Source organism: Streptomyces sp. NPDC058877 (assembly GCF_042742855.1).
Classification (GTDB): Bacteria; Actinomycetota; Actinomycetes; order Streptomycetales; family Streptomycetaceae; genus Streptomyces.
Window position 1 is genome coordinate 1 of record NZ_JBHYMF010000021.1, and the last position, 14038, is coordinate 14038.

16 protein-coding genes are annotated in these 14038 nt (G+C 72.5%); 10 read left to right on the forward strand and 6 right to left on the reverse strand.

Annotated elements, in window-relative coordinates; translation table 11 throughout:
* Positions 1-41 precede the first annotated feature (41 nt).
* Positions 42-518, reverse strand: a complete 477-nt coding sequence (locus tag ACFW2Y_RS07575) for an ATP-binding protein (protein WP_384874946.1) — start codon at positions 516-518, stop codon at positions 42-44.
* 387 nt (positions 519-905) lie between these two features.
* Positions 906-1841: a hypothetical protein gene (locus ACFW2Y_RS07580; RefSeq protein ID WP_384874949.1), complete on the reverse strand. Its 936-nt coding sequence runs from the start codon at positions 1839-1841 to the stop codon at positions 906-908.
* Positions 1842-1870: 29 nt separating this feature from the next.
* Here ACFW2Y_RS07580 and dapE point away from each other — a divergent pair, with 29 nt between their 5' ends.
* Positions 1871-2974, forward strand: coding sequence for a succinyl-diaminopimelate desuccinylase (gene dapE, locus ACFW2Y_RS07585; RefSeq protein ID WP_384874952.1), 1104 nt, complete (start codon positions 1871-1873; stop codon positions 2972-2974).
* A 75-nt stretch (positions 2975-3049) separates the two neighbouring features.
* Positions 3050-3799 carry a TIGR00730 family Rossman fold protein gene (locus tag ACFW2Y_RS07590; RefSeq protein ID WP_384874955.1) on the forward strand — a complete coding sequence of 250 codons (750 nt, stop codon included), beginning with the start codon at positions 3050-3052 and terminating at the stop codon, positions 3797-3799.
* A gap of 155 nt (positions 3800-3954) precedes the next feature.
* Here the strand turns inward: ACFW2Y_RS07590 and folP are convergent, their stop codons facing one another.
* Entirely contained in the window at positions 3955-4815 is an 861-nt protein-coding gene (gene folP, locus ACFW2Y_RS07595; RefSeq protein WP_384874958.1) for a dihydropteroate synthase, read from the reverse strand.
* A gap of 103 nt (positions 4816-4918) precedes the next feature.
* On the opposite strand from folP, the gene ACFW2Y_RS07600 reads away from it, so the two are divergent.
* Together ACFW2Y_RS07600 and ACFW2Y_RS07605 are read left to right on the forward strand one after the other, a co-directional pair.
* Positions 4919-5260 (forward strand): hypothetical protein, encoded by a 342-nt coding sequence (locus tag ACFW2Y_RS07600; RefSeq protein ID WP_384874961.1) that lies wholly within the window; start codon positions 4919-4921, stop codon positions 5258-5260.
* Positions 5257-5841, forward strand: a complete 585-nt coding sequence (locus ACFW2Y_RS07605; RefSeq protein ID WP_384874964.1) for a DNA-3-methyladenine glycosylase I — start codon at positions 5257-5259, stop codon at positions 5839-5841. Before ACFW2Y_RS07600 ends, ACFW2Y_RS07605 begins: the two co-directional genes overlap by 4 nt.
* A 109-nt stretch (positions 5842-5950) precedes the next feature.
* Here the strand turns inward: ACFW2Y_RS07605 and ACFW2Y_RS07610 are convergent, their stop codons facing one another.
* The gene (locus ACFW2Y_RS07610) at positions 5951-6754 is read right to left on the reverse strand and encodes an enoyl-CoA hydratase/isomerase family protein (protein ID WP_384874967.1); all 804 of its coding nucleotides are present in this window, start codon (positions 6752-6754) and stop codon (positions 5951-5953) included.
* Between the two features lie 318 nt (positions 6755-7072).
* Here ACFW2Y_RS07610 and ACFW2Y_RS07615 point away from each other — a divergent pair, with 318 nt between their 5' ends.
* Positions 7073-7240, forward strand: a complete 168-nt coding sequence (locus tag ACFW2Y_RS07615; protein WP_009997451.1) for a DUF3117 domain-containing protein — start codon at positions 7073-7075, stop codon at positions 7238-7240.
* 127 nt (positions 7241-7367) lie between these two features.
* On the opposite strand, the gene ACFW2Y_RS07620 is transcribed toward ACFW2Y_RS07615, so the two are convergent.
* Positions 7368-8033, reverse strand: coding sequence for an O-methyltransferase (locus ACFW2Y_RS07620; protein WP_384874969.1), 666 nt, complete (start codon positions 8031-8033; stop codon positions 7368-7370).
* Positions 8034-8174: 141 nt separating this feature from the next.
* On the opposite strand from ACFW2Y_RS07620, the gene sigE reads away from it, so the two are divergent.
* The 5 genes from sigE (at position 8175) to ACFW2Y_RS07645 (ending at position 12803) form a co-directional block, all read left to right on the forward strand.
* Positions 8175-8933 carry an RNA polymerase sigma factor SigE gene (gene sigE / locus ACFW2Y_RS07625; protein ID WP_384874972.1) on the forward strand — a complete coding sequence of 253 codons (759 nt, stop codon included), beginning with the start codon at positions 8175-8177 and terminating at the stop codon, positions 8931-8933.
* Complete coding sequence (locus ACFW2Y_RS07630) at positions 8930-9835, forward strand: anti-sigma factor family protein (RefSeq protein WP_384874975.1); 906 nt, start codon at positions 8930-8932, stop codon at positions 9833-9835. The genes sigE and ACFW2Y_RS07630 overlap by 4 nt, the downstream gene beginning before the upstream one ends.
* 75 nt (positions 9836-9910) lie before the next feature.
* Positions 9911-11581, forward strand: coding sequence for a trypsin-like peptidase domain-containing protein (locus ACFW2Y_RS07635; RefSeq protein ID WP_384874977.1), 1671 nt, complete (start codon positions 9911-9913; stop codon positions 11579-11581).
* Positions 11582-11672: 91 nt separating this feature from the next.
* Positions 11673-12125 (forward strand): sec-independent translocase, encoded by a 453-nt coding sequence (locus ACFW2Y_RS07640; protein WP_384874980.1) that lies wholly within the window; start codon positions 11673-11675, stop codon positions 12123-12125.
* A gap of 75 nt (positions 12126-12200) precedes the next feature.
* A complete protein-coding gene (locus tag ACFW2Y_RS07645; RefSeq protein WP_384874982.1) occupies positions 12201-12803 on the forward strand; it encodes a hypothetical protein in 603 nt (200 codons plus the stop codon).
* Positions 12804-12876: 73 nt separating this feature from the next.
* Here ACFW2Y_RS07645 and ACFW2Y_RS07650 read toward each other — a convergent pair whose 3' ends face one another.
* Complete coding sequence (locus tag ACFW2Y_RS07650) at positions 12877-14010, reverse strand: Mrp/NBP35 family ATP-binding protein (RefSeq protein WP_384874985.1); 1134 nt, start codon at positions 14008-14010, stop codon at positions 12877-12879.
* Between the last annotated feature and the right edge of the window lie 28 nt (positions 14011-14038).

Here is a 14038-nt window from a genome sequence, read left to right on the forward strand (position 1 = left end):
GCGTCCGACGCTTCCCGGGCCCTCACCCGTTCCCGAAGGGGTCAGCCGCCGAGGGGCAGGCCGCCCAGCGGCGTGGACCCCAGCGCCTGGCCGGTCGGCAGGCTGCCGAGGCCACCGCCCAGGGCGCCGCCGGTCGGACCCTCGGCGCTCTCGGTGGCGGCGCCCGCGGTCTTGCCGACGACTTCGCCCGCGCTGCCCGTGGTGTCTCCGGCCACCTTCTGGGCGGCCGGGGTGGCGGTCTTGCCGGCCGCGCCGACGGTCTTTCCGGCGGCCGGTACGGCGGTGCCGACGGCCTTGCTGCCGGTCTCGCCGACGACGCCGGTGGCGGTCTGCGAGGCGCTGTCGACGGCGGTGCCCGCACCGGCGGAGTCCAGGGCGGTGACGGCGCCGAGGGCGCCGGTGGGTGCGAGGCCGTGGTCAAGGGCGCTCGCGGAGCCGGCCGCACCGACCACGGGGGCTGCTCCGGCCGCGATGAGGAGGGCGGCGCGGGCGATCCGGCGGGTCAGGGGGAGGGACATGGTGCTCCTTCGACGAGGTGCGACGTGTGCGTTCGGACGCACTGACAACCGGCCCCGGGGCGGGGGAGGTTGCGGCGGCCGAAGGCAAAGAGTTGGCAATGCGTCGTATTGTCGGGTGGGGAGGAAAACGGACGAACGCGTCATTGCGAAAGGGCTTGATGAACCGTCACTTCCCTTGGGGCGCAAGGGAAGTGAGGGGTAGGAGCGCCAGTCGGGGAAGGAGCGGCGGAAGGCCGCCGAATTTCCTTCCATCGCACACGGGACCGTGCCACGGTCGGGTGAAGGACCGCACGGATGCCCGGCCGCGGGCGAGCGTCGGGCGAGCGGTGTCCGGACGGGTCGTCCGACGCCGCGGTTGCCGGGCGGCGGTCCGATCGGTCCCGGTGGCTAGCGGGCGAGTCGGATGCGGACGGCCCCGCCGGTCGCGGCTGCTGCGCTCGGCGCCTTCGACCAATCGCCGTTCGCCTCGCCCGCACGCCACACCAGGTCCCCGTACGAGACCTCCGTGATGCGCAGCGCCTCCGACCGGGCCACCGCCCACTGGGCCAACTCCCAGCCGCGCCGCTCGTCCGCGCCGGCCCCCGCCGAGCCCTCCGACTCCACCGGCACCATGAGCACCGGAGGCTCGGTGGCCGAACGGCCCGCGCTCGGACCACCCGTCACCGTCTTCGGGGCGGCCTTCTCGCCGAACGCCCGCACCAGCTCCTCGCGCACCCGCGCGGGATCGCCCGGCCGGCCGTCCGCCTTGCCCGTCGTGCACCTCAGGGCCGCCGGCGACCGACCGGTCAGCGCGGCCGAGAGCAGCGTGGCGTCCGGCTCGTGCTTCGCGTACGCCTGCGGGAAACCGCTCCGCTGCACCTTCTGCGCCGCCACCGTCAGCGGTAGTCGCGAGTAGCCCGGCACCTTCTCCAGGCCCTCGTAGAACTTCCCCGACGCGTACACCGGGTCCATGATCTGCTCCGGTGTCCCCCACCCCTGCGAAGGACGCTGCTGGAAGAGGCCGAGCGAGTCCCGGTCGCCGTGCTCGATGTTCCGCAGCGCGGACTCCTGCAGCGCCGTCGCGAGGGCGATCGTCACGGCCCGCTCCGGCAGTCCCCGGGTGGTGCCCACCGCGGAGATCGTCGCGGCGTTGGAGGCCTGGTCCATGGTGAACTCGTACCGGTTGTCCCCGCTGCCCACGCTGCAGCGGGGCGTGCCCGTGCTTCCCGTCACCTGGTGGACGGCCACGTAGGCGGCGATGCCGAAGAGCACGGCGAGGGCGGCCGCGGGACGGGCGCGGCGACCGCGACGGCGGGGGCGGGTGGGCTCGGACACGGGGCCCACCGTACTGGAGGCCGCGTTAGGGTCGGCACATGGCAGACATCACCCCGCTCGACGGCACCCTCGACCTGGCCCTGGACGGGGCCGCGCTCACCGCGGCCCTCGTCGACTTCCCCTCCGTCAGCGGGACGGAGCAGCCGCTCGCCGACGCGATCGAGCGAGCCCTGCGCATGCTGCCGCACCTCACCGTCGACCGGTACGGCAACAACATCGTCGCCCGGACGCACCTCGGCCGCGACGAGCGGGTGGTGCTCGCCGGCCACATCGACACCGTGCCGATCGCCGACAACGTGCCCTCCCGGCTCGACGGGGACGGAGTCCTGTGGGGTTGCGGCACCTCCGACATGAAGTCCGGCGTCGCCGTCCAGCTGCGGATCGCCGCCACCGTCCCCGAGCCCAACCGGGACCTCACCTTCGTCTTCTACGACAACGAGGAGGTCGCCGCCGACCTCAACGGCCTCGGCAAGGTCGCCGCCGCCCACCCCGAGTGGTTGGAGGGCGATTTCGCGGTCCTCCTCGAACCCTCCGACGGGCAGGTGGAGGGCGGCTGCCAGGGCACCCTGCGGGTCATCCTGCACACCGCCGGCGAGCGCGCCCACTCCGCGCGCGCCTGGATGGGCTCCAACGCCATCCACGCCGCCGCCCCGATCCTCGCCCGCCTCGCCGGGTACGAGCCGCGCAAGCCGGTCATCGACGGCCTCCAGTACCACGAGGGCCTCAGCGCCGTGCGGATCGAGGGGGGCGTCGCCACCAACGTCATCCCCGACGCCTGCGCCGTCACCGTGAACTACCGGTACGCCCCCGACCGCTCCCCGGCCGAGGCCCTGGCGTACGTCCGCGACTTCTTCGACGGCTGCGACATCGCCGAGTTCGTCGTCGACGACGAGAGCCCCGGCGCCCTGCCCGGCCTCTCCCACCCGGCGGCCCAGGCCTTCATGAAGGCCGTCGGCGGCAGTGCACAGCCCAAGTTCGGCTGGACCGACGTCTCCCGCTTCAGCGCCCTCGGGGTGCCCGCCGTCAACTACGGCCCCGGTGACGCGCTGTACGCGCACAAGCGCGACGAGCGCGTCCACGTCGACAAGATCCACCACTGTGAGGCCCGGCTCCGCGACTGGCTGACCGCCCGTCTCCCGTAATTTCGGATTTCGTCACCTCTCTGGTCCTACGCTGACCCAACCAGAAGATCGTTGGATCGACGGAGGGAGCAGGCCATGGGCATGCCCGAAGGAGAGACCAAGCCGGAGGAGCAGCGGCTCGGGCCGGTGCTGCGGCGCAGGGAACAGGTCCAGCCGGGCACCACGGACCAGCGACTGCTCGACACCGAGGGCGACTCGGAATGGGTGCACACCGACCCCTGGCGGGTCATGCGCATCCAGTCCGAGTTCGTCGAGGGCTTCGGCGCCCTGGCCGAACTGCCGAGCGCGATCAGTGTCTTCGGTTCGGCCCGTACGAAGCCCGACTCGCCCGAGTACGAGGCGGGCGTACGGCTCGGGCGGGCGCTCGTCGAGGCCGGCTTCGCGGTCATCACGGGCGGTGGTCCCGGCGCCATGGAGGCGGCCAACAAGGGGGCCAGGCAGGCCAAGGGGATCTCGGTGGGCCTCGGCATCGAGCTCCCCTTCGAGCAGGGGCTCAACCCGCACGTCGACATCGGCGTGAACTTCCGCTACTTCTTCGTCCGCAAGACGATGTTCGTGAAGTACGCGCAGGGGTTCGTGGTCCTGCCCGGCGGGCTCGGCACCCTCGACGAGCTCTTCGAGGCGCTCACCCTGGTCCAGACCCGCAAGGTCACCCGCTTCCCGATCGTGCTCTTCGGTTCGGAGTACTGGAAGGGCCTGGTCGACTGGCTCCGCGACTCGGTCGTCGCGGGCGGCAAGGCCGCGGAGCGCGACCTCCTCCTCTTCCACGTCACGGACGACGTGGAGGAGGCGGTGGCCCTGGTGACGAAGGAGGTCGCCCGCTAGGACGTGCTGCGGGAGCGGCTCCGTCCGCCCGGAGGGCGGTGTGCCCGGGGCCGGTCCGGACCGGCCGGTCGTGGGCACGCGTTCCGCGGGGCCCCGGGGTGCGGCCCGGGGGAGGGGCGGCCGGCGCGACCGGCCACCGGGCCGCGGCGGCCCTCCTAGGCCAGCCCGCGCCGTGCGACCGCCGGCGGACGGTGCCCGGCGATGGACGCCACCATGTCCAGGACCTGCCGGGTCTCGGCCACCTCGTGCACCCGGTACACCCGTGCGCCGAGCCAGGCCGACACCGCCGTCGTGGCCAGGGTCCCGAGGACCCGCTCCTTCACCGGTCGGTCCAGCGTCTCTCCCACGAAGTCCTTGTTCGACAGGGACACCAGCACCGGCCACCCGGTCTCCGCCATCTCGCCGAGCCGTCGCGTCGCCTCCAGGCTGTGCCGTGTGTTCTTCCCGAAGTCATGACCGGGGTCGATCATGATCCCGTCCCGCCGGACACCGAGGGTCGCGGCCCGCTCCGCGAGTCCCACGGTCACGCGCAGGACGTCGGCCATCACGTCCTCGTACTCCACCCGGTGCGGTCGCGTCCTCGGCTCCGCGCCACCGGCGTGCGTGCAGACGAGCCCCGCGCCGTACTTCGCGGCGACCTCGGCGAGGCGCGGGTCGACCCCGCCCCAGGCGTCGTTCAGGACGTCCGCGCCGGCCTCGCAGACCGCCTCGCCGACCTCCGCGCGCCAGGTGTCGACGCTGATCACGACATCGGGATGGCGCCTGCGGACCTCGGCGACGAAGCCGACCGTGCGGCGCGCCTCCTCCTCGGCCGTCACCTCCTCTCCGGGGCCGGCCTTCACCCCGCCGATGTCGATGATCGCCGCCCCCTCCGCCACGGCCTGCTCGACCCGGGCGAGCGCCGGCTCGTCCCGGAAGGTCGCGCCCTGGTCGTAGAAGGAGTCCGGGGTTCGGTTCACGATCGCCATGATCACCGGCTCGTGCGGCCCGAATTCACGCCGTCCCAAGCGCAGCATCCCTTTTGTCCTCCCTCGCGTCCGTTCGCCTGTGACCCTAACCGTCAGTGGCGCATGGCACGATCGGCACGGGACGTTTTCCACTCCGGGGAGAGGCGCGCAGGTGTTCTGGTTTCTGCTCATCACGATGGTGGTGGTCGTGGCCGCGGTGACCCTCGCCGTGGTCGGCGGCGGTGACGGCGAGGTGCTGCCCGAGGTGGCGCCCGAGCAGCTGGTCGACCCCCTTCCGACGGCCCGTCCGGTGGACCGCGCCGACGTCGAGGCGCTCCGCCTGCCCGTCGCCGCCCGCGGCTACCGCATGGTCGACGTGGACGACGTGCTCGTCCGCCTCGGTGCCGAGCTCGCCGAGCGGGACGCCCGGATCGCGGAGTTGGAGGAGGCGCTCGCGGGCGCCTCCTCCGCCGGTGACGCCGGGGCCACCGGCGAGGAGGGCGGCGAGAAGTGACCGGCGAGGCGATCCCCGGGCCCGACGGGCGGCTGCGGTGCCCCTGGGGCCTGTCGACCGAGGACTACGTCGCCTATCACGACGAGGAGTGGGGTCGTCCCGTCCACGGCGACGACGCACTGTTCGAGCGGCTCTGCCTGGAGGCCTTCCAGTCGGGCCTGTCGTGGATCACGATCCTCCGCCGTCGCGAGGGCTTCCGGCGCGCCTTCGCCGGTTTCGAGATCGCCTCGGTCGCGGCCTTCGGCCCGGCGGACCGGGAGCGGCTCCTCGCCGACGAGGGCATCATCCGCAACCGCGCCAAGGTCGACGCCACCCTGGCCAACGCGAAACTGCTGGCCGACTGGTCTCCGGGCGAGCTCGATGCCCTGATCTGGTCGTACGCCCCCGACCCCGCGGTCCGGCCCGCCCCCCGTGTGCTCGCCGAGGTCCCGGCGGTCACCGATGCGTCGACGGCCCTGTCGAAGGCCCTCAAGAAGCGTGGCCTCCGCTTCATCGGCCCCACCACGGCCTACGCCCTGATGCAGGCCTGCGGGCTGGTCGACGACCACCTCGCGGACTGCGTGGCCCGGGGCGGGCGATAGCCCCGCTGCACCCGCCCGGGCGCGGTGCCTCCCCGGGAGGCGTCTCCGGGCGAGCGGGCGGATCCTATAGACCCGCCCGCCGGCCGCACTCAATGGGTTCCGTCCCTGGTCAGCGGCCCAGGTACGTCGGCTTCTCCTTGGCGACGAAGGCGCGGACCGCGCGGGTGTGGTCCTCCGAGGCGCCGGCCGTCGCCTGGAGTTCCTCCTCCTTGCCCAGGGCCTCGGTCAGGGAGTGGTCCGCGCCGTAGGCGAGGGACTCCTTCAGCGCCGCGTACGCCACGGTCGGACCCGCCGCGAGGGCGCGGGCCACCTTCTCGGCCTCGGCGGCGAGCTCGGCCGCGGGCACCAGGCGGTTCACGATGCCGAGCTCGTGGGCCTCCCGCGCGTCGATGGAGCGGGGGAAGAGCAGCAGGTCGGAGGCGCGGCTCGCGCCGATCAGCCGAGGCAGCGTCCAGGACATCCCCGAGTCGGCGGTGAGCGCCACGCCCGCGAAGGCGGTGTTGAAGGAGGCCGTGTCCGCGACGACCCGGTAGTCCGCCGCGAGCGCGAAGCCGAAACCGGCACCGGCGGCGACGCCGTTCACGCCCGCGACGACCGGCTTCCGCATGCCGGTGAGCGCCCGCACGATCGGGTTGTAGTGGTCACGGACCGTGTTCATGGTCTCGTGGGTTCCGGACTCCTGGTCCGCCGCGAGCAGCCCGATGTGCTCCTTCAGGTCCTGGCCGACGCAGAACGCCCGGTCACCCGCGGCCGTGAGGAGCACCGCCCGGACGGCGGGGTCCGCCGCGGCCGTTTCCGCAGCCTCCCGGAGGGCGACCTTCGCGGCCACGTTCATGGCGTTCATCGCCTCGGGCCGGTTGAGCGTGATGGTGGCGAGCCCGTCGCTCACCTCGTACAGCACCGTGTCGGCCATCGGGATCCCTTCGCCTCATTGCGTGGTTGACCAGCCCAGCATGGCGGAGATCACCCGCACCGCCCATGTGAGGTGCGTCAATGAGTCAGACCGAGAGGGGTCGCGGGGACGTAGAGCAGCGAAGTATGGCAGCCAGATCGCCGAAATATGGGGTTTTGCGGGAGCGCGTTGCGCAAGCGATGCCATTCGATGTTGGTCATCGGGTCCTGCCATGCGGGATAATGACCTGGAAGCAATGTGTTCGAAGCCGGTGACGCGTGCTCCACACCATGGAGCTGCCCGGCCGATGATGAGCTGGTTTCAGGAAGGGGAACGAGCATGGCGGCCATGAAGCCGCGGACGGGTGACGGCCCGCTCGAGGTGACCAAGGAGGGGCGGGGCATCGTCATGCGCGTTCCGCTCGAAGGCGGCGGTCGGCTTGTCGTCGAGCTGACCCCGGACGAGGCCGAGGCGCTGGGTGACGCCCTCAAGAAGGTCGTCGGCTGACCCTCTTCTCCACGATTTCCCGCCGCTGCCCCGGTACGGTCCGCCGTTCCGGGGCAGCGGCGTCTCGGGACCCGGTACCGCGGGCCGGCCGGGCGCGGGTGCGCCGGTACGGTCCGCCGCGGCACGGTCAGCCCCGGCGCACCGCACAGAGCAGGCCGTCGCCCACCGGCAGGAGGGAGGGGATCAACTCCTGGCTCTCCCGCACCGCGCGCAGCACCTCGCGGACCCGCTGGACCTCGGCCGGCTGGGCTCCCGCATCGATCGTGCGGCCGTCCGCGAAGACCCCTTCGAAACAGACGAGCCCCCCCGGTCGCAGCAGGCGCAACGATTCAGCGAGGTAGTCCAGGTACTCGAGCCGGTCGCCGTCGCAGAACACGAGGTCGTACCCGCCGTCCGCGAGCCGCGGCAGCACGTCCAGCGCGCGGCCGGGGATGAAGCGCGCCCGGTTCCCCGCGAAGCCCGCCGCCCGGAAGGCCGTCTTGGCGAGCTGCTGCCGCTCCGGCTGGAGGTCCACCGTCGTCAGGACGCCGTCCGGCCGCATGCCGAGCAACAGGTAGATGCCCGACACGCCGGTGCCGGTCCCGATCTCCGCCACCGCCTTGGCGTCCGCCGTCGCGGCGAGCAGGCGCAGCGCCCCGCCGGTACCCGGAGACACCGACGGCAGCCCTGCCTCCCGGGCCCGCTCCCGGGCCCAGCGCAGAGCTTCGTCCTCGGCGACATAGGCGTCGGCGAACGACCAGCCCGTCTGCCGGTTGGCGGTAATGGCCCTCTCCTGTTCCCGTAGTTGACGCAACGGTGACTGTATCCGCTGTCAGCGGGAACCCGCAGATGGGACCGGGCGTTCACTAGGGGAGGAGACGGTCCCCGGCAGCCGGGCGAGCCGTCCCCAAATTCGCGTAAAGATTCTTATCCGGAGCTAACGGGCGAGGTGGCTATGGTAGGGGCTCCACTGGACACCACCAGAGCCGACAGGGGAGGTGCGGCTGCGCCTGTGGATCGGGGAGGAGTGCTTCGGCGTCTTCTCAGGTCGGCGGGTGAGCCGAAATCCGTGACCAACACCGCTGACCGCTTCCGCACCACCGACTCCGCTCCCACCACCGCGACCTTCGCATCGGATGCGGAATCGCAGGCGTGGACCCCTCCCACCTGGGAGGAGATCGTCAGCGCACACAGCGGCCGGGTCTACCGGCTCGCCTACCGCCTCACCGGAAACCAGCACGACGCGGAGGACCTGACCCAAGAGGTCTTCGTCCGCGTCTTCCGCTCGCTGTCGACGTACACCCCGGGCACCTTCGAGGGCTGGCTGCACCGCATCACCACCAACCTCTTCCTCGACATGGTCCGCCGCAAGCAGCGCATCCGTTTCGACGCGCTCGCCGACGACGCGGCCGAGCGGCTCCCCAGCCGCGAGCCCTCGCCGCAGCAGGCGTTCAACGACACCCACTTCGACGCCGATGTGCAGCAGGCGCTGGACACCCTCGCGCCCGAGTTCCGCGCGGCGGTCGTCCTCTGTGACATCGAGGGGCTGTCGTACGAGGAGATCGCCGCGACCCTCGGCGTGAAGCTCGGCACGGTCCGCAGCCGCATCCACCGCGGTCGCTCCCACCTCCGCAAGGCCCTCAAGCACCGCTCGCCCGAGGCAAGGGCGGAGCGCGCCCTGGCCTCCGTCGGATGGGAGGCAGGGACAGCGTGAGCGGCACACGTCCCACGACACCGACCCCCGCGGAGCACCACCTCGGGGACCGGCTGGCCGCGCTCGTCGACGGCGAACTCGGTCACGACGCCCGCGAGCGGGTCCTCTCCCACCTCGCGACCTGCGCCCGCTGCAAGGCCGAGGCGGACGCCCAGCGCTCCCTGAAGAGCGTCTTCGCCTCCACCGCGCCACCTCCCCCCTCGGAGGGCTTCCTCGCCCGTCTCCAAGGGCTCCCCGGGGGCCCGGGGGAGACGGGCGGCCCCCGGGGTTCCTTGGAAGAACTCCTCGACGCGAGCGGGCTGAAGTCCGACGGCTTCGCCACCGCCGCCGTCGTGACCCCCGGTCCCGGCACCGCCCGGGCCGGCTTCCGCATACACGAGGTCGGCGATCGCGGGACCTCCGGGAGGGGGCGCCGCTTCGCCTTCGCAGCGGCCAGCGCCGTCTCCTTCGCGGCGATCGCCCTCGGCGGCACCCTGCCCCTGGACGCCTCCGTGACCGCCAGCGGGCGCGCCGGTCAGGGCAGCGGCAGCGCCGTCACCCCGCTGCGCGCCACCACGACCGGCGGCACGAGCACGAGCACGGGGGCCGGCCGCAGCACGCGCTTCGGCGAGCGCTCGGGCTCCCAGTCCGTCTACGGCGCCGAGCCGCTCGCGGCGGCGACCCCCGGGGAGGTCCCGCTCGGTCCGGTCCCGGCCACCCGCCAGGGCGCGGCTCCGGCGGAGACGACGCGTTTCCTCACCACGCCCCTGGTGGCCGCGCGCCTCGAAGGGCGTGCGCCGCAGTCGTTCTTCGCCCTCTCGCCGTTCATGCGCCCGGCGGACCCGGTCCTCCCCCTGACCTTCGCCCCCGGGCCCAGCCCGATGGCGAGCCCGACGACCGGACCGCTCGGCTCCCACCACTGACCCGCGACCTGGTTGAATCCAGGGCAGGGCGCCCGACCCAGGGGCGCGGACGGGTCAGCGGGCTGCGGGGAGAACATGAGCAACGGGAAGCCGAACTGGTGGAGTCGGCCGTCGAGCACGCCGGAGGCGGCGCGGATACCGACGCCGCCGGACGGCGACGGTGACTTTCCGCTGCCCGCGCCCCAGCCGCTGTCCGAGCCGGTCGTCCCGGCGGGGGTGCCGGAGGACCGGGAGGCGAGGGCGGACGCGGAGACGCCTGCGCCGCTCGTGGAGCTGACGAAGTCCGTGCCCGAATCCGCAGCCGTGGCCGAGCCCGCCCAGGACGCATCCACCGGGGCCCCGGCTCCCGCCGAGGCCACCGGCCCGCTGGTGGCCGAGTCGCCCTCGGCGGCTCCCGTACCGCACGAGCAGTCCGCGCCGCAGCCCCTGCACGCACCCGACGAGTACCGCACGCCGCCCTACGGCGAGCCGGGGCCGTGGGCGCCCGCACCCCCCGTGCAGCGTCCGGCCGCTCCCGTGCCGCCGCAGGCACCCCCGCACGCCCACCCCCGGGCCGGAGCCACGCCGTGGGTGCAGTACGACCCCTGGAGCACCCACGGGGCCGGCGGTGCCCCGCTGCCCCCGGCGAAGTCCCGGAAGGGCCTCGCGATCGCGGGAGCGCTCGTCTTCGCCCTGATCACCGGAGTCATCGGTGGTGGCGTCGGCGCCTACGTCGAGCGGAACGGCGGGCTCACCACCGTCGAGCTGCCGCAGGCCGAAGCCGGGAGCACGGACCGGGCCCCCGACAGCGTCGCGGGCATCGCCGCCAGCGCCCTCCCCGGCGTGGTCACCCTGCACGTGCGCGGCAACGGCTCCTCCGGCACCGGGACCGGCTTCGTCCTGGACACCCAGGGCCACATCCTCACCAACAACCACGTCGTCGACGGAGCCACGTCCTCCAAGGACATTTCGGTGACCTTCTCCAGCGGCGAGACGGCCCGCGCCAAGCTCATCGGCAAGGACACGGGGTACGACCTCGCCGTCGTCCAGGTCACCGGCGTCTCGGGCCTCAAGCCACTGCCGCTGGGCAATTCCGAGAACGTCCGGGTGGGCGATCCCGTCGTCGCCATCGGGGCCCCCTTCGACCTGTCCAACACCGTCACCTCCGGGATCATCAGCGCCAAGGAGCGTCCGATCACGGCCGGTGGGGAGAAGGGCGACGGCAGCGACATCAGCTACGTCGACGCGCTCCAGACCGACGCGCCCATCAACCCCGGCAACTCCGGCGGCCCCCTGCTCGACTCCAAGGCCCAGGTCATCGGCATCAACAGCGCGATCCGCGCCGCCGGCGGCGCGGGCGAGGGCGGAGAGGGCGGCGCGAGCCAGCCCGGTTCCATCGGCCTCGGCTTCGCCATACCGATCAACCAGGGCAAGCGCGTGGCCGAGGAGCTCATCAACACCGGCAAGGCCACCCACCCCGTCATCGGTGTGAGCCTCGACATGCAGTTCAACGGCGACGGTGCCCGGGTCGGGGAGAAGGGCGCGGGCGGCTCGGCCTCCGTCACCGCCGGCGGCCCGGCCGCCAAGGCCGGGCTCCGGCCGGGAGACGTCATCACCAAGGTCGACGGCCAGCGGGTGCACAACGGCGAGGAGCTGATCGTGAAGATCCGTGCGCACCGCCCCGGCGACCGACTGGAACTCACCCTGACCCGGAACGGCAAAGAGCTGACAAAGACCTTGACGCTCGGTTCCTCGCAGGGCACGTGAGTGCCACGTGGCGGTCACCGCAAGGTACCCGTCCGATGGTTTGGGCGGGTACCGTGGACCGGGCCCTGGACCGGCGTGAAGGAGCTACTAGGTGTTCAGCGACATAGGCGCACTCGAGCTGGTGACGCTCGTGGTCCTCGCCGTGCTCGTCTTCGGGCCGGACAAGCTCCCGAAGGTGATCCAGGACGTCGCGCGCTTCATCCGGAAGGTGCGCGAGTTCTCCGACAGCGCGAAGCAGGACATCCGCAGCGAGCTGGGGCCCGACTTCAAGGACTTCGAGTTCGAGGACCTCAATCCCAAGACGTTCCTCCGCAAGCAGCTGGAGAACAACGAGGACCTCAAGGAGTTGAAGGAGTTGCGCGGCACCTTCGACCTCAAGAAGGAGATGAACGAGGTCGCCGACGCCGTGAACGGCCGGGACCCCGCCCCTGCCCCCGCGCCCGAGCCTGCGCCCGCGACGGTCAACGGCTCCCCGGACCTCCTCAAGAAGCAGGACAAGCCGGACACCGGCGAGCGTCCGCCGTACGACTCCGACGCCACCTGACGACGCCCTGTCACCGCCCCGTACCTTCTCGGTGGCTATCCTCCCTCTGTTGACGTAACGAGGAGGCTGGCCGAGATGAAGACGACGAGTCGGGTGGAAGCCGATGGCTTTCTGCGCGCACCCTTCGCCTGGTACGGGCTCGACGAGGCGTTCACCGGCCCCCGCCGGCTGATGCAGATCGGCACGGCGGCGGACGGCACGGTCCAGCACGGCTCGATGGGCCACGGCGACGAGCCCTCGATAAAGTCCGAGGTCGGCGGTGCGGAGAAGGAGCGCTTCGCCGTCGTCGTGACGGTCGCCGCGAGCCCCGTCCGCCGCACCGGTGACGGCACGGGCGTCCTGGAGGCCACCACCGTCTCCTCCGCGGCCTGGCTGGCCGGCTCCGGGCTCCTCGCCCACACCTGGCCCGCCTCGCTCGACCACGCCCTGCGGGACCACTGGCTGGACCAGCAGACGGAGACCGCCTTCGAGCTCGCCGACGACCTCGACGGACCGGCCTGGTCCACGCTCTCGCTTCCGGTCGACGGGGCCCCGGTGCCGTTCCACTACCGCGAGACCGAGTTCGGTTGGGTGCTGGCGGGGTCCGCCGGGGACGTCCACATCGGGGCGTACGGGCGCGGGATGAGCGCCTACGGACTGGCGTTCTCACAGGTGAAGGACCTGGGCGCGTACGCCTGACGGCAAACGCGCCGGAGGGGCACCCCGGTTCGGGGTGCCCCTCCGTGTTGCGCGGGCGGGCGCCCGCCCGCGCTCAGAACTTGTTGCGCGGAGTGATGCCCAGGCTCATGCCCGAGAGGCCGCGCTGGCGGCCACCGAGCTTGCCGGCGATCGCGCGGAGGGCCGCACCCGCCGGGGAGTCGGGGTCGGAGAGGACGACCGGCTTGCCGTCGTCGCCCCCCTCACGGAGCCGTACGTCGATCGGGATCGAGCCGAGGACCGGGACCGTCGCACCCGTGGTCTGGGTGAGGCCGTCCGCGACCTTCTGCCCACCGCCGGTGCCGAACACGTCGACCATCTCGTCGCAGTGCGGGCACGGCAGGCCCGCCATGTTCTCGACGACGCCGACGATCTTCTGGTGGGTCTGGACGGCGATCGAGCCGGCCCGCTCGGCGACCTCGGCCGCGGCCTGCTGGGGGGTGGTGACGACCAGGATCTCCGCGTTCGGGACGAGCTGCGCGACCGAGATCGCGATGTCGCCGGTGCCCGGGGGCAGGTCGAGCAGCAGGACGTCCAGGTCGCCCCAGTACACGTCCGCCAGGAACTGCTGGAGCGCGCGGTGCAGCATCGGGCCGCGCCACACCACCGGGGCGTTGCCCGGGGTGAACATGCCGATGGAGATGACCTTCACGCCGTTCGCCGACGGCGGCATGATCATGTTCTCGACCTGGGTCGGACGGCCTTCCGCGCCCAGCATCCGGGGCACGCTGTGGCCGTAGATGTCGGCGTCGACGACGCCGACCTTCAAGCCGTCGGCGGCCATCGCCGCGGCCAGGTTCACGGTCACGGAGGACTTGCCGACGCCGCCCTTGCCGGAGGCCACCGCATACACCCGGGTCAGCGATCCGGGCTTCGCGAACGGCACCTCGCGCTCGGCGCCCGTGCCGCGCAGCGCCGCCGCCAGCTCCTTGCGCTGCTCGTCGCTCATCACGTCCAGCGAGACGTCGACGCCGGTGACGCCCTCGACCCGGGAGACGGCCTCGGTCACGCGCTGCGTGATGGTGTCGCGCATCGGACAGCCGGAGACCGTCAGATAGACCGTGACGGCGACCTTCCCGTCCGGTTCGATCTCCACTGACTTGACCATGCCGAGCTCAGTGATCGGCTTGTTGATCTCGGGGTCGTTCACCGTCGCCAGTGCTTCGAGCACCGCGTCTTCCGTAGCCATACCGACGATGGTACGGCGCCGACCACCG